This is a genomic window from Nitrosomonas sp. Nm33, assembly GCF_900107265.1.
Taxonomy (GTDB): domain Bacteria; phylum Pseudomonadota; class Gammaproteobacteria; order Burkholderiales; family Nitrosomonadaceae; genus Nitrosomonas.
In genome coordinates, this window is sequence record NZ_FNPJ01000002.1 from 44,605 (window position 1) to 66,961 (window position 22,357).

19 protein-coding genes are annotated in these 22,357 nt (G+C 46.1%); 17 read left to right on the forward strand and 2 right to left on the reverse strand.

Going from position 1 to position 22,357, the window contains the following annotated elements; all coding sequences use genetic code 11:
• The 10 genes from BLV54_RS00730 (at position 1) to lpdA (ending at position 9,109) form a co-directional block, all read left to right on the forward strand.
• On the forward strand, positions 1-258 hold the full coding sequence (locus BLV54_RS00730; protein ID WP_256329004.1) for a glutaredoxin family protein: 258 nt from the start codon (positions 1-3) through the stop codon (positions 256-258).
• 104 nt (positions 259-362) lie between these two features.
• Positions 363-2,153, forward strand: coding sequence for a translation elongation factor 4 (gene lepA, locus BLV54_RS00735; protein WP_090566309.1), 1,791 nt, complete (start codon positions 363-365; stop codon positions 2,151-2,153).
• A gap of 102 nt (positions 2,154-2,255) precedes the next feature.
• On the forward strand, positions 2,256-3,059 hold the full coding sequence (gene lepB / locus BLV54_RS00740; RefSeq protein ID WP_090566312.1) for a signal peptidase I: 804 nt from the start codon (positions 2,256-2,258) through the stop codon (positions 3,057-3,059).
• 39 nt (positions 3,060-3,098) lie between these two features.
• Positions 3,099-3,461 (forward strand): DUF4845 domain-containing protein, encoded by a 363-nt coding sequence (locus BLV54_RS00745; protein WP_256329006.1) that lies wholly within the window; start codon positions 3,099-3,101, stop codon positions 3,459-3,461.
• Entirely contained in the window at positions 3,458-4,177 is a 720-nt protein-coding gene (gene rnc / locus BLV54_RS00750) for a ribonuclease III (protein ID WP_090566318.1), read from the forward strand. Before BLV54_RS00745 ends, rnc begins: the two co-directional genes overlap by 4 nt.
• Positions 4,178-4,384: 207 nt before the next feature.
• Entirely contained in the window at positions 4,385-5,275 is an 891-nt protein-coding gene (era, locus tag BLV54_RS00755) for a GTPase Era (RefSeq protein ID WP_090566320.1), read from the forward strand.
• A 100-nt stretch (positions 5,276-5,375) separates the two neighbouring features.
• Positions 5,376-6,101, forward strand: a complete 726-nt coding sequence (pdxJ, locus tag BLV54_RS00760) for a pyridoxine 5'-phosphate synthase (protein WP_090566323.1) — start codon at positions 5,376-5,378, stop codon at positions 6,099-6,101.
• A complete protein-coding gene (gene acpS / locus BLV54_RS00765) occupies positions 6,098-6,478 on the forward strand; it encodes a holo-ACP synthase (RefSeq protein ID WP_090566326.1) in 381 nt (126 codons plus the stop codon). Before pdxJ ends, acpS begins: the two co-directional genes overlap by 4 nt.
• Positions 6,478-7,527, forward strand: coding sequence for a beta-N-acetylhexosaminidase (gene nagZ / locus BLV54_RS00770; RefSeq protein ID WP_090566329.1), 1,050 nt, complete (start codon positions 6,478-6,480; stop codon positions 7,525-7,527). Before acpS ends, nagZ begins: the two co-directional genes overlap by 1 nt.
• A 121-nt stretch (positions 7,528-7,648) precedes the next feature.
• Positions 7,649-9,109: a dihydrolipoyl dehydrogenase gene (lpdA, locus tag BLV54_RS00775; RefSeq protein WP_090566332.1), complete on the forward strand. Its 1,461-nt coding sequence runs from the start codon at positions 7,649-7,651 to the stop codon at positions 9,107-9,109.
• A gap of 96 nt (positions 9,110-9,205) precedes the next feature.
• On the opposite strand, the gene BLV54_RS00780 is transcribed toward lpdA, so the two are convergent.
• Positions 9,206-9,691: a hypothetical protein gene (locus BLV54_RS00780; RefSeq protein WP_090566336.1), complete on the reverse strand. Its 486-nt coding sequence runs from the start codon at positions 9,689-9,691 to the stop codon at positions 9,206-9,208.
• 138 nt (positions 9,692-9,829) lie between these two features.
• Between BLV54_RS00780 and BLV54_RS00785 the strand changes: the two genes are divergently transcribed.
• The 4 genes from BLV54_RS00785 (at position 9,830) to BLV54_RS00800 (ending at position 17,904) form a co-directional block, all read left to right on the forward strand.
• Positions 9,830-12,553, forward strand: coding sequence for a PD-(D/E)XK nuclease family protein (locus tag BLV54_RS00785; RefSeq protein WP_090566339.1), 2,724 nt, complete (start codon positions 9,830-9,832; stop codon positions 12,551-12,553).
• Positions 12,550-15,996, forward strand: coding sequence for a UvrD-helicase domain-containing protein (locus tag BLV54_RS00790; protein WP_090566342.1), 3,447 nt, complete (start codon positions 12,550-12,552; stop codon positions 15,994-15,996). The genes BLV54_RS00785 and BLV54_RS00790 overlap by 4 nt, the downstream gene beginning before the upstream one ends.
• Positions 15,997-16,088: 92 nt before the next feature.
• Entirely contained in the window at positions 16,089-16,424 is a 336-nt protein-coding gene (locus BLV54_RS00795; RefSeq protein WP_090566346.1) for a GIY-YIG nuclease family protein, read from the forward strand.
• Positions 16,425-17,007: 583 nt separating this feature from the next.
• Entirely contained in the window at positions 17,008-17,904 is an 897-nt protein-coding gene (locus BLV54_RS00800) for an endonuclease/exonuclease/phosphatase family protein (RefSeq protein ID WP_090566348.1), read from the forward strand.
• A gap of 233 nt (positions 17,905-18,137) precedes the next feature.
• Here BLV54_RS00800 and BLV54_RS00805 read toward each other — a convergent pair whose 3' ends face one another.
• The gene (locus BLV54_RS00805; protein WP_090566350.1) at positions 18,138-18,680 is read right to left on the reverse strand and encodes a uracil-DNA glycosylase family protein; all 543 of its coding nucleotides are present in this window, start codon (positions 18,678-18,680) and stop codon (positions 18,138-18,140) included.
• A gap of 715 nt (positions 18,681-19,395) precedes the next feature.
• Here BLV54_RS00805 and BLV54_RS00810 point away from each other — a divergent pair.
• The 3 genes from BLV54_RS00810 (at position 19,396) to BLV54_RS00825 (ending at position 22,334) form a co-directional block, all read left to right on the forward strand.
• Positions 19,396-19,614 carry a hypothetical protein gene (locus BLV54_RS00810; protein ID WP_090566353.1) on the forward strand — a complete coding sequence of 73 codons (219 nt, stop codon included), beginning with the start codon at positions 19,396-19,398 and terminating at the stop codon, positions 19,612-19,614.
• Positions 19,615-20,363: 749 nt separating this feature from the next.
• Positions 20,364-20,576, forward strand: a complete 213-nt coding sequence (locus tag BLV54_RS00820) for a hypothetical protein (RefSeq protein WP_090566360.1) — start codon at positions 20,364-20,366, stop codon at positions 20,574-20,576.
• 771 nt (positions 20,577-21,347) lie between these two features.
• Positions 21,348-22,334 (forward strand): helix-turn-helix transcriptional regulator, encoded by a 987-nt coding sequence (locus BLV54_RS00825; RefSeq protein ID WP_090566363.1) that lies wholly within the window; start codon positions 21,348-21,350, stop codon positions 22,332-22,334.
• Positions 22,335-22,357 lie beyond the last annotated feature (23 nt).

Here is a 22,357-nt window from a genome sequence, read left to right on the forward strand (position 1 = left end):
ATGGATAGGAAGAAGCTGATTGTATATGGTCGAAGGGATTGCCATCTTTGCCAGGAAATGATTGCATCATTGCAAAAATTACAGAAGCATATCGAGTTTAAATTTGAAATGATTGATATCGATAGCGATCCTCAACTGGTTAGTCAGTATAATGAGCGAATTCCAGTATTGGTGTCGGCAACCGGGAAACAAGACGAAATCTGCCATTATTTCCTTGATGAAGCTGCATTAGATGCGTATTTTGCTAAAATTCGATAGAATGCTGTCGGTTAAGCATAACCGACCTTTTTATTCGAAAATAAAGCAGATCTTCATCAAGCACTAGCAAAAAATTCCTGACTGACATTTAAAATTCCAATCGAATGCAACACATTCGCAATTTTTCTATTATCGCCCATATAGATCACGGTAAATCCACGTTAGCTGATCGCATCATACAGTTTTGTGGTGGCTTATCTGATCGAGAGATGGAAGAGCAAGTGCTCGACTCTATGGAGTTGGAGCGTGAACGTGGCATTACGATCAAGGCGCAAACAGTTGCTTTGAAATATCGAGCACGTAATGGTCAGACTTTTCTGCTGAATTTGATTGATACACCTGGTCATGTCGATTTCTCCTATGAAGTGTCCCGCTCCTTAGCTGCCTGTGAAGGTGCTTTATTGGTAGTAGATGCTTCCCAGGGAGTAGAAGCTCAGACAGTAGCAAATTGCTATACTGCGATCGAGCAAGGGGTCGAGGTGATACCGGTATTGAACAAGATTGATTTGCCTGCTGCTGATCCGGATCGAGTGATTGCAGAAATCGAAGATATCATCGGGATAGAGGCAAAAGATGCCTTGCATGTTAGCGCTAAGACAGGTCAAGGCATACAGGATATGCTTGAAGCAGTTGTCAGCCGTATTCCTGCACCCAAAGGAAACCCGAACGCACCGTTGAAAGCACTCATTATTGATTCGTGGTTTGATAATTATGTGGGTGTAGTCATATTGGTGCGGGTAGTCGACGGTATCTTGAAACCTAGCAATAAAATCATGCTCATGGCTAGCCACGCTACTTATCTATGTGAGCAAGTAGGTGTATTTTTACCTAAAGCAGAAAATCGCGATTCGCTGAGCGCAGGGGAAGTGGGTTTCGTTATCTCTGGTATCAAGGAATTGAAGTCAGCCAAGGTAGGCGATACTGTCACATTGGCCGATAATCCTGCCGCCGAACCTTTGGTTGGATTCAAAGAGATCAAACCACAGGTATTTGCCGGGCTTTATCCGGTTGAATCCAATCAATATGATGCTTTACGCTCTGCATTAGAAAAGCTGCAGCTGAATGATTCATCGTTACAGTTTGAACCAGAAACATCTCAAGCACTCGGTTTTGGTTTCCGTTGTGGTTTTCTAGGTTTACTTCATTTAGATATTGTTCAGGAGAGGTTGGAGCGGGAATATGATATGGATCTTATTACCACCGCGCCAACAGTTGTTTATCAGGTTGCGCTGCGTGATGGGAAAGTGATTGAAATTGAGAATCCATCAAAAATGCCCGACATTTCTAAAATTGAAGAGATTCGAGAACCCATCATTACTACAACGATATTAGTTCCAGAAGAATATGTAGGTACCGTTATGTCTCTGTGCACCGGCAAGCGCGGTATTCAGAAAAATATGCAATATATGGGCAGGCAAGTCATGCTTGTTTATGACATGCCACTAAATGAAGTTGTCATGGATTTTTTTGATAAACTAAAATCGGTTAGTCGTGGGTATGCTTCGCTGGACTATGAATTTAAAGAATTCCGCGCCTCAGATCTGGTTAAGCTCGATATACTGATTAATAATGAAAAAGTGGATGCGTTGTCGTTAATCGTGCATCGTGCAAGTAGCCAACAAAGGGGACGTGAATTAGCACAAAAAATGCGTGAACTTATTCCACGGCAAATGTTTGATATCGCAGTGCAAGCAGCTATTGGTGCTCATGTCGTGGCCAGAGAAAATGTTAAAGCGTTGCGTAAGAATGTTTTGGCCAAGTGTTATGGTGGAGATATCACGCGCAAACGTAAGCTGCTTGAGAAGCAGAAAGCAGGGAAAAAGCGTATGAAACGAGTCGGTAATGTAGAGATTCCCCAGGCAGCATTTTTAGCTATTCTGCAGGTTGGTAAATAATGGGCTATGGGCTGCTGAAAAATTAAATTAATTGAGTGATAACCATGAATATTTATCCTTTCCATTATGTTATGTGCTTAGTATCTCACTAGGGAAAATGAAATGAATTTTCCTTTAGTATTATTCATCTTATTGATCGTGACTGGCAGTATCTGGTTGCTCGATTTTCTCTTTTTGAAACGCAAGCGCGGAGAGGGTATCGAAGAGCCGTGGTGGGTGGAATATCCCAAAAGTTTTTTTCCTATCATTCTGATCGTTTTCTGTCTTCGTTCTTTTCTGGTTGAACCTTTCAAAATACCTTCGGGCTCGATGATACCCACCTTACTGGTAGGAGATTTTATTCTGGTAAACAAGTTTACTTATGGGATCAGGTTGCCCGTTATCAATCAAAAGGTCATTGAAATGAATCACCCCAAACGCGGAGAGGTCATGGTATTTCGTTATCCGGAAGACCCTTCGATAGATTATATTAAGCGAGTGATTGGTTTGCCTGGAGACATTGTTACTTATCGTAATAAGAAACTCAGCATTAATGGTGTGCCAGTGGAAAGGGAATTGGATGGAGATTATAAATATATTGAATCAGGACTGGCTTATGTATACACCCAGCGTTTCAAGGAATTGATAGGCGATAAAAGCTATAACATACTGATCAATCAAGAAATGCCCAATATGCTGTTATCCAGCATACATTATTTTCCCTTCAGAGAGAATTGTGCTTTCGATAAAACGGGATTTACTTGTAAGGTGCCGGAAGGAAATTATTTTACGTTAGGTGATAATCGTGATGGTAGTAGCGATAGTCGCTATTGGGGATTTGTTCCAGAGAAAAATATTGTAGGAAAAGCATTTATGGTTTGGTGGAATTTTAGTGACTTAAGTCGAATCGGCTTGTCAATAAAATAGTGAATGCAGAATGGAATTTGGAGTGGGAAGATGCGTCATATGATGAGAAGAAAACAGCAAGGTATCAGTCTTTCTGGATTGTTAATCTGGTCAGCGGTGATCGTTATGTCTGCTCTTCTAGGAATGAAATTGATTCCATCCTACATAGAATATGCTGCAATTAAGCGGGCATTAGTTGCCATAGCCAGTGACCCAAGCTTGCAGGATACTCATCCAGGGGAAATACGCCAATTGTTCAGTAAGCGTGCAGTTATCGATCAAATTACCGCTGTGAATAGTCGCGACATTCAAATTAGTAAAGTAGGCGGACAAACAGTTTTGAGCGTAAGCTATCCTGTTAAAATACCTTTATTTGCTAATATTTCTTTATATATTGATTTTACTGCCGCAAGCAATCGATGAACCCATATAGCTTAAATACTCCCCGACTACAAAACTTTCCATTAAAAAATCAAAGCGATTTCTTTCTCAAAATTGGCTATGTTTTTAAGCAACCGGAATTATTACAAGAAGCATTAACACATCGCAGCTTTGGTTACCCGCATAATGAGCGCCTTGAGTTCCTTGGAGATAGCGCATTGAATTGTGCGGTATCTGCCTTACTGTTCAGACAGTTTCCACTGTTACCAGAAGGAAATTTATCAAGGCTACGCGCTAATCTTGTCAATCAACATGCGTTATTTGAGCTTGCATCGGTACTTAGATTAGGTGATTTAATCAGGCTAGGTGAAGGAGAACGAAAAAGTGGGGGACATTACCGCCCATCTATTCTTGCTAACACGCTGGAAGCGGTGATAGGCGCCATTTACCTGGAAGGGGGATTCCTTGAAGTCGAAAATTTTGTTAACAATCTTTACAAGCCATTATTACAAAATTTAGATCTTGAAACCTTGGGTAAGGATCCCAAGACGATGCTGCAGGAATATCTGCAGAGTCGCAAGGCCGCCCTGCCGGAATATACTGTCATCGCTACGAGCGGAGAAGCACATCGGCAGAAATTTAAAGTGGAATGTGTCATTCCAAAGCTTAATATGCGAACTATAGGCGAAGGAACAAGCCGCCGCAGGGCTGAGCAGGATGCTGCAAAACAGGCATATGAATTGATCATTCATAGCTAATGGATCCAAATGCTTCGATTACTGAGAGCGTCTATAACTTTACTTTTTTAAAGTCTTCTTGAGTTTGAGTCATTTTATTCGTACTTATCCCCTCAAATTACCCTTTATTTATAAACTTAATTTTAGGGGATAAATCATGTACGACTTCAAGATATATCAAGATAGCATTAAATAAGAGCAGAAAATATTCCATTAAATCTCCTATTTATGGCTTCCCCTCATTTCAGAACTGGTTATGTTGCCATTGTTGGACGTCCTAATGTCGGTAAATCTACTTTACTTAACCATTTGATCCAACAAAAAATTAGCATTACTTCTAGAAAGGCACAGACTACACGCCATCGGATCAATGGTATTTTGACCGATGAACAATCTCAATTTATTTTCGTAGATACACCTGGTTTCCAGACGCGCCATAGCAGTCAACTCAATCAGATGATGAATCGAGCGGTTATTCAAAGCATACGCGAAGTCGATATCGTCCTGTTCGTGATTGAAGCAATTCGATTTGATGAGCGTGACGAAGGGGTGCTAAAACTGCTGCCTGCCGATCGACCAGTCATCCTCGTGATCAATAAGATAGATCAATTGGCACAGAAAACCCAATTACTTCCATTCATAGAAAGTATGACTAAGAAATTTAGTTTTGCTGGCATTATTCCAGTCAGCGCGGCGAGCGGAATACAGCTACCTGAACTAATTGATATGGTCCGGCCTTATTTGCCTGAAAGCCCACCTTTGTTTGGTGAAGACGAAATTAGTGATCGCAGTGAGCGCTTTCTTGCAGCTGAGATGATACGTGAGAAATTATTTCGTTTGATGGGCGAGGAGATTCCTTACTCGACTACTGTACGCATAGATCAATTTACTGTAGAAGGAAATCTGCGCAGAATTTTTGCCTGTATTCTAGTGGAGAAATCCAATCAGAAAGCCATCGTGATTGGCAAGAATGGCGAAAAACTTAAAATGATTGCTACCCAGGCGCGGCAAGATATGGAAAAATTGTTTGGCGGCAAGGTATATCTCGAAGTATGGGTCAAAGTAAAAAGTGGCTGGGCTGATGATATCAATGCATTGAAGAGTTTGGGATATGAATGAGATTGAAGAATCTAAATGATTAATAAAACAGCACATTCACGAATTTGGTTAGAAGCGATTGGTGAGCTTCTCAATTTTTGTTTATAGGTACTTAACAATCATGATTGCTTTGGGTGTTAACATTGATCATATCGCGACATTACGCCAGGCGCGAGGGACGGTTTATCCAAGTCCAGTGGAAGCAGCGTTGGTTGCTGAATCTGCGGGGGCAGATGCTATTACGCTCCACTTGCGTGAAGATCGAAGACATATCCAGGATCGGGATGTGGAAATTTTGCGTGAGCGGCTTCAAATCCGAATGAATCTGGAAAGCGCAGTGACTGAAGAGATGATTGCCTTTGCATGCCGCATCAAACCACAAGATGTGTGTCTAGTTCCAGAACGACGTGAGGAACTGACTACGGAAGGAGGGTTAGATGTGGTACGGCATTTCGAACAGGTGAAACAGGCTTGTAGTAAGTTAGCGGATGCCGGTATTCGCGTATCGTTATTCATTGATGCAGAGCGTGAGCAGATAGATGCCGCAGCCAGAGTGGGTGCTCCGGTAATCGAAATTCATACAGGTCATTATGCCGATGCCAAAAATAACGATGCGCAACAATGCGAGCTGGAAAAAATTTGCACAGCTGTTGCCTATGGTCTCAGTCGAGGATTAAAAGTCAATGCTGGTCATGGACTGCATTACCAAAATACCCGACCTATTGCAGCGATACAAGGTCTTTCAGAACTAAACATCGGACATGCAATTGTGTCACATGCATTATTCGTTGGGCTAGCACAAGCGGTCAGGGAAATGAAGCAACTCATCCAGGAAGCAAGTCAATGATCTATGGAATCGGCACAGATATCGTTGTGCCTTCCCGTATTGCTCAATCGCTTGAAAAATATGGTGAACGCTTTGCGCGAAGATTGTTAGCTGAGCATGAATGGCCTGATTATATCCAGGATGCCAAGCCCGTGATGTTTTTAGCAAGACGCTTTGCAGCCAAGGAAGCTCTTTCCAAGGCAATGGGTACTGGCTTGCGACATCCTGTAACATTAAGCAATATTACGATTGCCCATACCCCCCTTGGTAAGCCCTATTTTCTCTTTCATCCCGAATTAGCTGAATTGATCAAGCGTGAGGGAATCATTGGTCACCACCTTTCCCTTAGTGATGAATTGAATCTAGCCAGTGCCTTTGTGATCCTGGAGAAGGCGTGATGTCGCTGGGTCCTGTGATGCTCGATATCGCGAGCACTCAGCTATCAGTTGAAGATAAAGCAAGATTACTTCATCCTCTTACGGGTGGCGTCATCTTGTTTACCCGCAATTATGAGTCCGTTGAACAGTTGGCAGCATTGACTGCCGAGATTCATGCACTCAGGACCCCACCGTTACTCATCGCTGTGGATCATGAAGGCGGCAGAGTACAACGTTTTCGTAAAGATTTTACCCGGTTACCCGCGATGCATGAGTTGGGAAAGATCTGGGACAGTCATCCCCGCCAGGCACGTCATCTGGCACAGCAAACCGGTTATGTGCTGGCAGCTGAATTATCTGCAGGCGGTGTTGATTTGAGTTTTACCCCAGTACTTGATGTCGATTATGGGCAAAGTAGTGTGATTGGTGACCGCGCTTTCCATCGCATCCCTCAAGCCATTGCTGAGCTGGCGCATAGTTTAATGCTGGGGTTGAAATCAGGAGGAATGAGTGCAATCGGTAAGCATTTTCCCGGGCATGGGCATAGTCGGGCAGATACGCATTTTGAGATCGCTGTAGATGATCGTACCTTTGCCGATATCGAGATGGATGATCTGATTCCATTTCGTCAGATGATTGATTTTGGCATGGCAGGTATCATGGCAGCCCATGTGATCTACCCGGAAATGGATAAGCGTCCCGCTGGGTTCTCCAGCTTCTGGCTAAAAAATATTTTACGCGATGACTTGAGGTTTGATGGTTGTATCTTTAGTGATGATTTGAGCATGCGGGGTACTGCAGGTTATGGCAGCATTACTGAGCGTGCCGAGGCAGCATTACATGCAGGTTGCGATATGGTACTGGTATGCAATGATTTCCAGGCTACTGACCAATTGCTGGAAACATTGCAATGGGAAATTTCTGCTGCAAGTCTGGCACGGTTAGCACGTATGCGTGGACGGCACCATACGCAATCAATGATAACGCTACATGAAGATGCAAATTTCGTGCTGGCTGTCAGGGAAATCAGTGAAATTGGCATAGACAATCAGCAGCAATTGTCATTCTAATTGAATCAACCTCAAATGCTTTTTTGACAGATTGCCGGTTTGGAGGCGCTGTCGCTGAAAAGGTAGTTTCTAATGACGAGTTTTCCTTTGTTTGTAACCAATCATTTTTATAAGGTGATTCATGACTAAATCTTTCGATGTAGCTGTAATTGGCGCAGGTCCGGGCGGTTATGTGGCGGCTATCCGCTGTGCCCAGTTGGGCCTTAATACCGTTTGTATTGATGAATGGAAAAATGAGCAAGGCGTAGCGAGTCTGGGAGGCACTTGTCTCAATGTGGGTTGTATTCCATCCAAGGCGCTACTGGAATCTTCCGAGAATTATGCCCGTGCTGCGCATAAATTTATCGATCATGGCATCAATCTAGAAGGTTTGTCCATGGATGTACCCGTGATGATTACGCGCAAAAATAAAATTGTGAAGGCCTTTACCGGTGGTATTGCCATGCTGTTCAAGAAGAATAAGGTTACTTCTTTGCATGGTAGTGGAACTTTGCTTAAGCAGGAGCAAGAGAGTGGTCTCTGGAAAATTCAGGTAAAGAATGGCACTGAGATCGAAGAAATTCAGGCTGAATACGTCATCATTGCAACCGGCTCAACACCCCGCCAATTGCCGTTCATCAAGGTAGATAATGATCGAATACTGGATAATAGCGGCGCACTGGCGCTAACGGAGATACCAAAACGTCTGGGTGTAATTGGCGCAGGAGTCATTGGCCTGGAGATGGGGAGCGTATGGCGCCGACTGGGCTCGGAAGTGACCGTGCTGGAAGCGCAGCCAAATTTTCTCATGGCCGCGGATGAACAGATTGCAAAGGAAGCACAAAAAACCTTTACGCGTGAGCTCGGTTTAGTGATTCAGACTGGGGTCAAGATCAAGTCGATCCAAGTCGAAGAGCAGCAGATAGTAGTTGATTATGCTGACGCCAAAGTTGATTCGCAAAAATTGGAGATCGATAAACTGATCGTTGCGGTTGGCAGAAGTCCCAATACAGCAGGCCTCGGTGCTGACGAGATTGGTTTAAAAACGAATGAACGAGGTTATATTGAGGTCGATGAATACTGCCGCTCCAATTTGCCAAAAGTATATGCCGTCGGTGATGTGGTCAGAGGCCCCATGCTGGCACATAAAGCTTCAGAAGAAGGCGTGGCTGTGGCAGAAATGATTGCTTCCGCTAAGCAAGGCCATGCTAATGAGTCTGCCAAAGTTAATCTGGATATCATTCCATGGGTGATTTATACCTCACCGGAAATCGCTTGGGTAGGAAAAACCGAGCAGGAACTTAAATCAGCCGGTATTGCTTATCGCGCCGGGCAATTTCCATTTATGGCCAATGGGCGCGCACGTGCCCTGGGAGAAACCAGTGGCTTTGTGAAGGTGCTTGCTGATGCCGACACAGACCGCATCCTGGGCATACATATGATTGGCCCCTATGTTTCTGAAATGATCGCAGAAGCCGTGGTTGCTATGGAATTTGCTGCCAGTAGCGAAGATGTTGCCCGTATCATTCATGCCCATCCTTCGTTATCTGAGGTATTACATGAAGCAGCTTTAGCAGTAGATAAGCGCGCGATACATATCTGATAATCGGCTAAGCTAGTCAATTAGCCAGCCAATTATCCTGCTGGACGATAGTTACCCCACATATGTTAGAAATAACAATGTGGGGAATGTCTAGTATCAATATTTCACACACTGAGTTTTATCAGGGTTGACATCGCAAGACCAGGTTGTTTGGCGGATACCGCCTGCTTTATTGAATAGGAACTCAGCTTTCTGAACTTTAAGTTGCTCAGGTGTGGGAGACACTTTTTCCGGTACGAAGCGTTCCTGAGTCCAGAATCTTATCCGGCAGAAATCGGTTGCTTTGCCACAAATTTGAGTAATTGCAGCGCTATAGACCGTTTTATCCATTTCTCTGTCCAGATCTACCAATACCATATTCACAAATTTACCTGACTTTCCTATCTCTATGACGCGAACAACTCGCCACCCCAAGCCGCTTGGCAACGATTCGGTTGCTTGCGGTGTAGAAGCTTCTTCGGTTGCTTGCGGTGTAGAAGCTTCTTGAGGGGGTTCTGCTGAGTCTGCTTCCTCAGATAGCGCCTGAGTAGACCATAACAACGTCATTGCAAGAAACATACTACCGATTAATTTTTGATTCATTCGTCCTCCTGATATTCTTCTCTTTTAAATAAAAGTATTTCTGGTTCACAATTCTACCTATTTCAACCTGATATGAACAGTCAACCCATGAAGGTAAATTTTTGCCTGAAAGAGTACTAGAGGAGTAATCTGGAGCGCATGAAAGTATGTCGACTTGATCTACAGCTGGTGGATAGCGAGGACATTCTCGTTAAATTAAATCAGGGCATTACCTTGATTACCGGAAATCAGCGCTTGACCCATGTGTTTCGTCAGCATTTTGATCAGGCAGCGATCCGTAAGGGGGCAAAAGTGTGGTCGACACCGGATATTCTGCCGTGGCATAGCTGGTTACAGCGTCTCTGGGAGGAGGCATTGATCTCAGGAGAGATTTCTGAAGCCAGACAACTGCTCGCGCCGCAGCAGGAACGCGCCCTTTGGCAAGAGCTGCTTAGTGCAGATTTGCCATTCCAGCCGATGGGTAAAGCTGCCTTGCAGGTGCAAAAAGCCTGGCAATTACTGTGGGAATGGCATTTGCCGCAGAACGAGTCGATTTTCCAGTATAACGATGACAGCAGATTATTCTGGAAATGGCAGTTGCTATTTCAACGTACCTGCCAGCAAAAGGGTTGGTTATCTCCTGGCTGCCTGCCAGACAAGCTCCGGCATTACTTTGAACAGGGAACATTACTACCGCCAGATGAATTAGTACTCATCGGTTTTGATGAGCTGAATCCTCAGCAATTGGCTTTGCTGGAAACATTGAATCGATCAGGCTGCCACGTGCAGTGGTTACAACTCAAACCGAAAGTCAGCCAGATTGGCCAGCTAGCCTGTACCGATCGTCGGCAGGAAGCAAAGCTCATGGCGCGCTGGGTTCGGCAGAGGTTGGAAGACAATCCCGCGGCACAAATAGGAATAGTCGTGCCAAATCTGTCTGCCCTGCGGGAGATCATCGTGCAAGCATTGGATGAAATCCTGATGCCATCGGTCTTCCATCCAGGACATCAGCAGCAGGAACGCCCCTACAATATGTCACTCGGGAAGCCATTGACTACATTCCCACTGGTTACGACGGCATTGAAGCTACTTGATCTGTTGAAGCACACGATCAGTTTGTCAGACATAAGCCAATTACTTCATTCTCCTTTTATTGGCGGGTGGGAGCAGGAGTCGAGTGCACGCGCCTTGCTGGATGTGCAATTGCGTGAAATTGGGGAGCCCAGCGTATCGATTGACACATTGTCTTATCATGCTTCACAAACAAATCGCAGCTATGCCTGTGTGGTGCTGGCGAAAAAGTTAGGCATGCTGAAAGTATGGCTGCAAACCTGCTCACGTAAGGAGCATCCCGAGCAATGGGTGCAGCATTTCGATCACTTGCTCAAGACGATTGGCTGGCTGGAGGGTTATCCCTTATCGAGTGAAGAATATCAGACAGTTGAAGCATGGCATGCATTGTTAGCAGAATTGGCCACGCTGGATTGGGTAACGGGAGAGATTTCATTGTCTGATGTGTTGAGTCAGCTCTGGCAGATGGCGAGAGAGCGCATTTTCCAACCTCAGACAGGTGTTGCCCCGGTTCAGGTACTCGGACCCCTTGAAGCCCATGGTATCCAGTTTGATTATTTATGGATGATAGGATTACATGACGGCATCTGGCCAGGATCGCCACAGCCTAATCCTTTTATACCTTTGCCGTTACAGCGCAACCATGAATTGCCGCATTCGAGCGAGCAGCGTGAGTTATCGGTGACACGGCTGCTCATGCAACGCATTGTAACGAGTGCTGATCAGGTTATCCTGAGTTATCCGCAGCGTAATGGTGACGAGGAGCTACGCGCCAGTCCTTTGATCAAGGGTTACACCTCTTTAGCAGTAGATGCGCTGTTAGAGAGTAACATGCCTTCCTGGCGTGAGATCGTTCATGACAACTCTCAGTTGAGTGAATTGTTACACGATCCTGCTCCGATTTTGGAGCAGACGGCGGTCAAAGGTGGCAGTCACATTTTTAAGCTGCAGGCAGCATGCCCTTTTCGCGCGTTTGCAGAATTGCGGTTAGGTGCCCGGCCGCTTGGGCAGATCCAGATCGGCTTGAATGCCATGGCTCGAGGCAATCTTTTGCACCGAATCATGGAGAAAGTGTGGGATAAACTTGATTCATATGAACAGCTGTTAGCATTACCGGATACTGAGTTGAGTGAGCTGGTATTGGATCAGGTCCAAGAAGTCATTAACACTATGGCTTCCCATTATCCGCAAACATTTAACCAACATTTTCGCGATATGGAAATCAAGCGCTTGCATCGACAGGTAGCGACGTGGCTAGAGCTAGAAAAAAAGCGCTTACCTTTTCGCGTCATTGCCAGAGAAAAAAAATATGAATTGACGGTGGGAGCGCTCAGTATTCAGCTTAAAATCGATCGCATCGATGAGATTGCCGCTAGCCGTCAACTGATCATAGATTACAAAACGGGCCAGGCTAAAGCCAGTCAATGGTTTGGCGATCGTCCCGATGAGCCGCAACTGCCGCTATACAGCTTGATTTTTCCTGATGATCTCGCAGGAATAGCTTTTGCCCAGCTACGAACGGGGCAGATGGCATTCAGCGGGGTTACGATTGAGGAGGGGATCCTGCCTGAGGTCAAATCATACGAAAAACTTAGCCAGAGCCGTGAGATTGGTAACTGGTCCCAACTGCTGACTCATTGGCAAGTGACTCTGGAAAGGCTGAGCGACAGTTTTTGTCGTGGTGAAGCTGCAGTTGATCCCAAGCGATATCCTGCCACTTGCGCCTATTGCACATTACAGTCGTTATGCCGTATCACTGAATTGACTCTCTTAGGTGAGGTGGATATCGAGGAAGGGGAGGGTGAGGGATGACGGCGCTGCAAAGTGTCGCTGATCAGGCTGAGCGGCTGCGGGCGCTTGATCCACAACATTCCTTTATTGTCCAGGCACCCGCTGGCTCAGGCAAAACCGGCCTATTGACCCAGCGATTCCTGGTGCTGCTGGCAAGAGTCGATTCGCCAGAAGAAATCGTGGCGATTACCTTTACCCGCAAGGCAGCGAGTGAAATGCGCCAACGGATTTTGCAGGCATTGCTGGATGCCCAAAATTTACCAGCGCCGCAAGAGCACTATGCACGTCAAACCTGGCAACTGGCTCAGCGTGTGCTGCTGCATGATCGGGCCAAGGATTGGCAGCTACTGGATAATCCTGCACGTTTGCGCATTCAGACGATCGATTCTTTGTGTGCCAGACTGGTTAGTCAAATGCCTATTCTTTCAAAATTAGGTGCTTTGCCATCGATTGCTGAGAATGCAACAGAACTCTACCAGCAGGCGGCCAGGCAAACGATCGAGGCAGTGGAAGCGGGAGATGAATGGTCGCATGCCATTGCTCATCTGATTGAACATCTGGACAACCAACTGGACAAACTGCAGCAGTTGCTTGCCAGCATGCTCGCGCGCCGCGATCAGTGGTTACCTTATCTTGCCGACCCCAATCATGCAGGACTCATGCGTGACCAACTAGAAGGTGCGCTGGCTGAGCTCGTGATCGATGCCTTGCGGGAGTTGACCAATCATGCTCCGGCAATGTGTAAGGAAGAAATGGTCACATTGGCAAGATTTGCTGCCAGTCAGCTTGAAGGTGCAGAGAGCAATTCTCCCATCACTCATTGCCAGAACATGCAAGCGTTGCCAGGCCCGCAAATTGCTGATCTTGTGCAATGGGAAGGACTGGCCACCTTGCTGCTGACGAAAGAAGGCAGTTTGCGCAAGACGGTTACCAAAAATATAGGCTTTCCCTCGCCTACTCAGACAAAAAACCGGGAAGAGCAGGCATGCTATCGAGCAATGAAGCAACGCATGGAGGCTTTGCTGGAAACACTGGCGGCTGAAAGTGAATTTATTCAGCAATTAGCTCAGCTCCCGGCATTGCCTGCACATCAATACAGAGAGGAAGAATGGGAAACGCTGCAGGCATTATTCAAATTGCTTAGATTGGCAGCAGGATATCTGGAAATCACTTTCCGGCAAACGGGACGGGTCGATTTTCCAGCGCTGACCCGGGCTGCAATTCAAGCGCTGGGAGAATCTGAGGCACCGACCGATTTAGCCCTGGCACTGGACTATCGTATCCAGCATTTGCTGGTAGATGAATTTCAGGATACCTCATTCAATCAGGCTGAATTATTGACACGATTGACCGCCGGCTGGCAAGCAAGCGATGGGCGCACATTATTTCTGGTGGGTGATCCGATGCAATCCATTTACCGATTCCGACAAGCCGAGGTCGGGTTATTTCTCGAAATTCGCGATCATGGATCATTTGGTCAGATTCCACTGGAATTCCTGCGCTTATCGGTCAACTTCCGCTCTCAGCAAGGCATCGTGGACTGGATCAATCAGCATTTCCCTCTTATTTTGCCAGAGAAGGATGATATGACTTTGGGTGCCGTTTCCTATGCGCCGTCAGTCGCCTTTCATGCAAACTCAAACAGAGAGGCAGTGATTTTTTATCCCTCGCTGCAGCGCGATGATCTTGCTGAAGCGCAACAGATTGTGTCCATAGTGCAGCGGGCCAAAGACGCGCTTCCGAATGGGACTACCGCCATTCTAGTGCGTAACCGTGCTCATCTTATGCAGATCATTGTGCAACTGAAGCAGGCAGGATTATCCTTTCAAGCGGTCGAAATCGAACAACTCACCCATCGTCCCGTGATTCAGGACTTACTCGCGTTAACCCGTGCCTTGCTGCACCATGGCGATCGCATAGCCTGGCTGGCAGTATTGCGCGCACCTTGGTGTGGACTGACTCTGCAGGATTTATATGTCTTGGCGGGTGAGGATTGGCAAAAAACCATCATTGACTTGCTGCGCCATCCACCTCAGCTTGCGCAGTTCAGTGAAGATGGTCAGCAGCGACTTAGCCGTGTGTTGCCTATTCTTGAGAGCGCGATCTTTCAGCAGGTCAAACGCTCGTTGCGCAGAAATGTGGAAGGGACCTGGCTTGCGCTAGGCGGGCCTGCCTGCGTGACGGATGAAACAGATCTAGATGATGCGGAAGTTTATTTTCAGTTGCTGGAAAAGCTGGAGGAAGCAGGTCAACCGCCGGATGTTCAAACCCTCAGTGAGCATGTGGGGCAACTCTATGCTTTGCCGGATGTAACGGCTGATGGTTCGTTACAACTGATGACCATTCATAAGGCAAAAGGGCTGGAGTTTGACACGGTGATCCTACCGGGCCTTGGTCATAAGGGTAAAAATGATGAAGCCAGATTATTGTACTGGATGAAACATCAATTTAAATCAGGTCAGCCAGCATTGCTGCTCGCACCGATCAATGCGGTGGGCGATGAGGCCAATCCGATTACTACCTATCTACGGCAACTGGATCAAATAAAAGGCTATCGGGAAGATGGTCGTTTGCTGTACGTTGCAGCCACGCGTGCCAAACATCAACTGCATCTCTTCGGGCATGTGAATCAGTCGGTGCTATCTGACAGCAGGGAAATCAAGGATCCACCGGCAAATACCTTGCTGGCGCGGTTATGGCCGGTTGCCGCAGCACATTTCCAGGCTCTGCTGCATGCTAACACCCTGGCTAAAGAATCAGCAGAAAATGCTGCGCAAGAAGTGGTCACGCAATCGTCATTTCGCTCGAGCAAGCGATTCCGGCTGGCGACCGACTGGAAGCTGCCTGCGCCACCTGAGACGGTCAAGGTGGCTATTGCTGCGGCTTGTTCCATCCCGGAAGAATCGATTGAATTTGATTGGGCGGGCGAAACCGCCCGGCAGGTTGGCACAGTGATCCATCGATTGCTGCAGCATGTCGGCAGTATCGGTATCGAACATTTTGCACCGCAGGATTTGTCCCGCTTTGAACGTGCTGGTCAGTCATTACTGCTGCAAATAGGTGTCACGCAGAGCCATTTTGAGCAGGCGCGAACACAACTGTCTGCTGCACTTAAGAGGTTATGGCAGGATGAAAGAGCCCGTTGGATTCTGAGCAGGCAACATGCCGAGGCGCGTTGTGAATGGGCATTAAGCGGTATGCGCAAAGAAGGACTCGATCATATTGTCATGGACAGAACCTTTGTCGATGCAACGGGAACACGCTGGATCATCGATTATAAAACAGGTACTCACATGGGGAGAGACATCGAAGCCTTTCTCGATAGTGAGCAACAGCGCTATCGCCCGCAACTGGAACGCTATGCCATTTTGCTGCAACAAATGGAACAACGACCTATTCGTCTGGGGCTGTATTTTCCAATGCTTGGGAAATGGCGGGAGTGGACGTTTGCGGTAAATGAATAAGTAAAATGGAAGAATCTCCCTCTCAGGACGAATGTAAACGACAGCGGTATTCGGTATCCTGGCAGCGCTAATGGAAAGGATAAGGTAATTTAATGGGCTTCTGGATTTATATACTGCGCTGTGCCGATGGCTGTTATTACACTGGTCACACTGATAACTTAGAGAATCGTCTCGATCAGCATACGATAGGAGCTATTCCTAGCTGCTACACATTCAAGCGCAGGCCTGTCGAATTAGTGTTCACACAAGAATTTTTCTCCCGCGAAGAAGCGCTCGCTGCTGAACAGCAAATCAAAGGCTGGAGTCGTAAAAAGAAAGAAGCAATGATGCGAGGGGATTGGACAGAAGTATCACGCCTTGCTTGCTCCCGTACCGTTCACCCTTCGACAGGCTCAGGGCGAACGGGTTTGGGTAAGGAGAATGAGTAGCGGTAAAAAATAGTGAATCAAGAGCTAGAGCAGGTAAAAAAAGGAAACGATGATGCTTGGTGATTGACCTGAGGTATCATGACTTTGCTTGTTCTCATGCCGTTCGCCCTGAGCCTGTCGAAGGGTGAAAGGGAAGCAAATCTGCTCACCTTCGACTGTTCAATAAACCTGCTACTATGACAAGCGGATTCTGTCCAAAGAGCATTTACAAATTTTGTATCAATCTGGGCTGCAAAAGTTTTAGCATCTTTTTGCAGCATCTGAAATAAATATTACCTTTCCATGACATAAAGTAATTACCCACAACCTTATCCACGGAAATTGTGGATAATAAAATCTAGCATGCGGATTAGAGGACCATTTTTTTCGATGCTCCTAGAACTCATGGATAACAATTGTATGCAGATGCATTATTGCCTGCCTATTTGTTATCTTTTAGCATCATCATGTAACAAAGCTGAATTGGTTTGACCGTTGCTTCTAATCCGCTTCGAATGTTGTACAGAATAATCTCAATTATTTGAGAAACCTAATCTTTCTCTAGCGTTAAAGCCCATAAATCTTTATCAGGGGATAAGGAAAAATGATGAGAATTGCGACATTCAACTGCGAAAATCTCTTTGCCCGCTATAGATTCCGAAATAACTTTAACCCGAGGGAGGACGATGGGTTTACCATCAATAATCTCGCATTTGAGAACTATGACGAAACTGCAAAGCAGATTACTGCCCAAGCGATTCGAGAAGTCAATGCTGACGTCATCGCATTACAGGAAGTGGAAAGCCTGCCAGTTTTAGATCGTTTTAACTTAAGATATCTGGGTGGATTGCGCTATAAACATCGCGTCGTGATCGATAGCCATGATCCAAGGGGAATTGATGTTGCGTTGCTAAGCAGATATCCATTAACATCGATTAGGTCATACCGGCACGAGAGAAATGCAGCTAACACCGCATCACTTTTCTCACGTGACTGCCTGGAAGTTCATATTGATATTGATGGCAAAGAGCTGACCCTTTTTGTGAATCATTTCAAATCTATGGTAGGTGGGCGCGATGCAACCAGAGTAAAAAGGGTAGAGCAAGCTCAACGGGTAGCAGAAGTAATATCCGAGCAATGGCATGAAACAGGTTATGAAGGTAACTATATTGTCCTTGGTGATCTTAACGATTACCCAAGTCATGACACCTCGCTTCACGTCCTGCTTGCCCATGAGGGTCTGGTAAATGTGATAGATCGACTTCCCAAAGATGAACAATGGACGCATTTCTATGCGGGCGGTAACGAGTATCGCCAGCTGGATTATCTTCTGTTGTCTTCATCGCTGGCCAACCATAACCCCTCTTCCCCGCAAGTTATGAGAATGGGGTTGCCTTATCGGGCAGAGCGCTATTCTGGCCAAAGATTTCCCCATGTTGGTGAAGACAACCCCAAAGCATCTGATCACGCACCCTTGTTTATGGATATTCAGCTTGATTGACGAGTGATCGAATCACCCAATCAGCGCGATTCGATAACAGTGGTCGGCGTATCAATCATACTGATATAAGACACGATCATCTCCGCCGGAACTTCTCCTTGATTAATGCCGCAGTGCAAGGTGTTAACCACCTCGACAAACGGAGGTTTTTTGCTCGCAATAGAGGTTGAACTTTGCTGTCGATCGCGCTGCCAATGTGTAAGTTTCGGTATGTTGCCGCGAGGAATCCAGGTTCAAGTTGCATTTTCGCGCGCAATAGCCTGCAATATAGCCTCGGCCCATAACTTAATACGATATTGCCGGCGATCGAACGACGAGGCCGATCTAATCTGGTTGGATATTTTGAATTTGCTATTTAATCCCTTATTGCCAATATGCGGAACTTCGATGATTGTTTTGCCAGATTCTCGGATAGCCTGGGAAAGCACTCTTGCCTTGTTACCGCACAAGATGACGAGATTACAACCCTCCAACTCACTCAGTACTCGCTGGACATTTTGCGGCTTTTGTATTTCTCTGTTATCTGCCTCTGACTTGCCATGACCGAGTGCAACCGCGATCGGCTCGGCGAAACTATTGGTGATTCGATAGTCGTAGCGATGCAAGGATGAGAATAGTGTTGGCTGAGCGGAGTGTAGATGAACCAAAGCTGCTTCCAGATTTGCTCCGCTCTCCCCGGCAACAGGCTTCCCTTTACGTTTTTCTTCTTCCCCGGGAGCGCTGAAGACAAAGGCAATAGGAAGATGACCTTCGCAGAAATGAGAAGAGAATTTCATCTGCTGCGGCCTAACAGCTGAATTCGCTGGCTTGCACGATACTTGGTGCTCGGAGATTCATCAACGACTCCTTGAGAACATTTCAATTAACCTCGTAGATCGTTCCAGTAAACCCTCTCACGCTCGCGGTGAGCAGTGAGTTTGTTGAACTGTCGAATCGTTCGTGGTGAGCCTGTCGAACCATTCGCTGCTCACAGCTCAGTCCGAACGGCGCTTTGGTAAGCGTTATACAAGAATGATCTATTATTCCATTTCTAAATCAAACCTGACTTTGTCGGCTTTTCCGCCGTATTCATACTGTCTGCGGCTTGCCTTCGCGTCATATTTGATTTGGAAATGGAATTAGGTTCATTATATTTATACTTTTTAGCCCCTTTTTGAAGCACCCCGAGGTAAATAAAATCAGAACCTGCTTCAGCTTCATAGCAGCGCTATCTCACTCGATCAATCTTTGTTGCTTATTTCTTACCAACGCCAAGTGTCAGGCGTTAAGTATTTATAGGTATTTTATTAATCAGTGTATCTTGTGATAAGCTATTGAGCATCAAAGATTAACAAATAGAGCATTTATTTTCCTAATTTACAGGTGATGATTGACTGGTGGCGGTTAGTGAAGCAGAACCAGAAGTCGAGCGACAGAAAGCGAATGTGCTCATTCTCACGGTTGAAGCCGTGCTCACCTGAACAATACTCATTCATGAAGGAGAAAATCAGCATGCGTGACCTATTCAGATTGATTGTTATACTGCTGGCGCTCGGCTCACTCCCGGGCTGTGCAGCGCTGGTCGGCGCCGGTGCAGCCGGTGGTGCCTACGAGTACAAGACTAAGGAGCGGCTGGATAAGCTGGCAGAGGACTTCAAGGCAGGTAAGATCACCCGCGAAGAGTATCTAAAGCAGAAAGAGCAGATCGAGAAGGGCTCGCTTGTCTACTGACATAACCTCTGGTTATATCCTGGAGGGTTCTTGCGCAGAACAGATATAAATCTGAGAAATTTCCACAGATTTGTGTGGCTTTAACAAATTAATGAAATTTTGAGCAGTAAATAGCTAGCACACAAGCGGCATCAACCACGAGGGAGAATCAGTAAATCAACTCAGATTCAAATGATTTGCTAGATAAGATAAAAAAACCCGGAGAGTGATTGATCCAACTCTCCGGGTTAGTGAGGAACACCAAGGTAAGGTTTTTTTATTTTTTGGCCAGAATTACAAACCCTTTAGCTTCTTTTTGAAGCATCTTGAAGTAAATAAAATCAGAACCTGTTTCAGCTTCATAGCAGCACTATCTCATTCGATCAATCCTTATTGCTTATTTCTCGCCTATGCCAGGCACTAGGCGCTAAGTATTTGCACGTATTTTATTGGTCAGCGCATCTCGATAAGCTTTTAACACCATATTCAAATCAAATATGACGCAAGAACGAGCCGCAGACAGTATAAATACGGTGGAGAAACCGACAAAGTCAGATTTGATTTGGAAATGGAATAAGCTATTGAAGTATCAAAGATTAACAAATAGAGCATTTATTTTCCTAATTACAAGTGATGATCGGCTGGTGTCAGTTAGTGGGGCAGAACCGGAAGTCGAGCGACAGAAAGCGAATGTGCTCAGAATGTACTCATTTAACGGTTGAAGCCGTGCTCACCTGAACGACATCTCACTCATGGAGGAGGAAATCAGCATGCGCGACCTATTCAGATTGATTGTTATATTGCTGGCGCTCGGCTCGCTCCTGGGCTGTGGGGCGCTGGGCGGCGCCGGTGGTGCTGCCTACGGGAACAAGAGCAAGGAGCAGTTGGATAAGCTGGGAGAGGACTTCAAGGCAGGTAAGATCACCGCCGAAGAGTATCTAAAAGAGAAAGATGAAATTGAGAAGAGCACGTCTGACTACTGACATGACCCCCCGGTTATACCCTGGGGCATAAGCGATTAACTGCGAGGGAGAATCAGTAAATCAGTTCAGATTCAATTGATTTGTTAGATGAGATAAAAAACCCGGGGAGTGATTGAGCTAACTCTCCGGGTTAATGAGGAGTATCAAGGTAAGGTTTTTTTATTTATTTTCGGCCAGAATTACAAACTCTTTAGCTTCTTTTTGAAGCACCCGGAATAAACATTACTTTCCTGTGACATAAAGCAGTTACCCACAACCTTATCCACGGAATTTGTGGATAATCTGAATTAATTCATAAAAACGAGTAGATCGTTCCAGTAAAACCTTTTCCGCTCGCAGTGAGCAGAGAGCTTATCGAACTGTCGAATCGCTCATTCAACTCTTTACCGTTCTTTACCGTTCGCGGTGAGCCTGTCGAACCGCTCATTCCATTTCTAAATCCAACCTGCCTTTGCCAGCTTCTCCTTACGGTATTTACTGTCTGTGGCTCACCTGTGCGTGTCTATAAACACCGAACCATTTCACGTCATAACCGTGAAAACGGATGGATATTCACTATGGAAATTACCAGATTCCAGCCACACCGGTCTGAGTCGATGACAAGCTTTGTAAAATGACAATTGGATGATACATTCGCTTAGAATTAGTATGATGATAGCCTATCTTGAAATTCCCTGGCTTTTCCGTGTAACAGGATAAAATCTCGGCAAAGCGCGAGAACAAGTTGATTCGTGTATGGATTAGATTATGCTGTAATAATAAAAAAACAGAATGGATCACCTGCAGCGTATTTACAAATCACATCAAATATTTTCCTCCGCGCGCTACCCCATCTCACGGAGAGTACTCGAAGAAAAGCTCGAATGCTCAACCGCTACGGTCAAGCGTATGATTGACGAATTGCGGCTGTACTTTAATGCACCATTACAATATGACCGAGAGCGTAATGGCTATTTTTACGATACCCGGCAGGGAGAAGTTTTTGAATTGCCGGGACTCTGGTTTAATGCCAATGAACTGTATGCACTGTTAACCGTGCAGCAATTACTGGAGCAAACCCAACCTGGTTTACTGGATGACCATCTCAAGCCGATAAAAAATCGCCTCGAAAAAATTCTGGCCACTGCCCAGCTCAACAAAGGTGAAATCGCCAAACGCATCCGTATCCTACGGATGACAGCCAGAAACACATCCAGCGAGCATTTCCAGTCGGTAGCCAGTGCCTTGCTGCAAAGGAAGCGTCTGCATATTCACTATCACAGCCGCAGCAATGACCAGACCAGCCAGCGTGAGGTTTCACCTCAGCGCCTCACCCATTATCGCGACAACTGGTATCTGGATGCTTACTGCCATAAGCGCAATGCGCTACGCAGCTTCGCCGTTGACCGCATCCGCGCAAGCTGGCCACTCGATCAGGCCGCGCTCGAATTCGATGATGCCGAACTCGATGCCCATTTTGCCTCCAGTTACGGCATTTTTGCTGGCCAGCCCAAAGAAATCGCCGTGCTGCTTTTTTCTGCCGAACGCGCCCGCTGGGTAGCCGATGAACAATGGCACCCCCAGCAACAAGGCAAGCTGTTACCCGATGGCAGCTATGAACTGCGCATCCCCTATGCTGATAGCAAAGAACTCGTAATGGATATTCTGAAACACGGTGACGGCGTAGAAGTATTGGAACCCGCCGCATTACGGCAGGAAGTTATTAAGCGGCTGCAAGCAGCGATGGAAAAATACAGTGAGGGTAAGGTCAGGTTTTGAGCCTGTCATAAATCTATAATCCT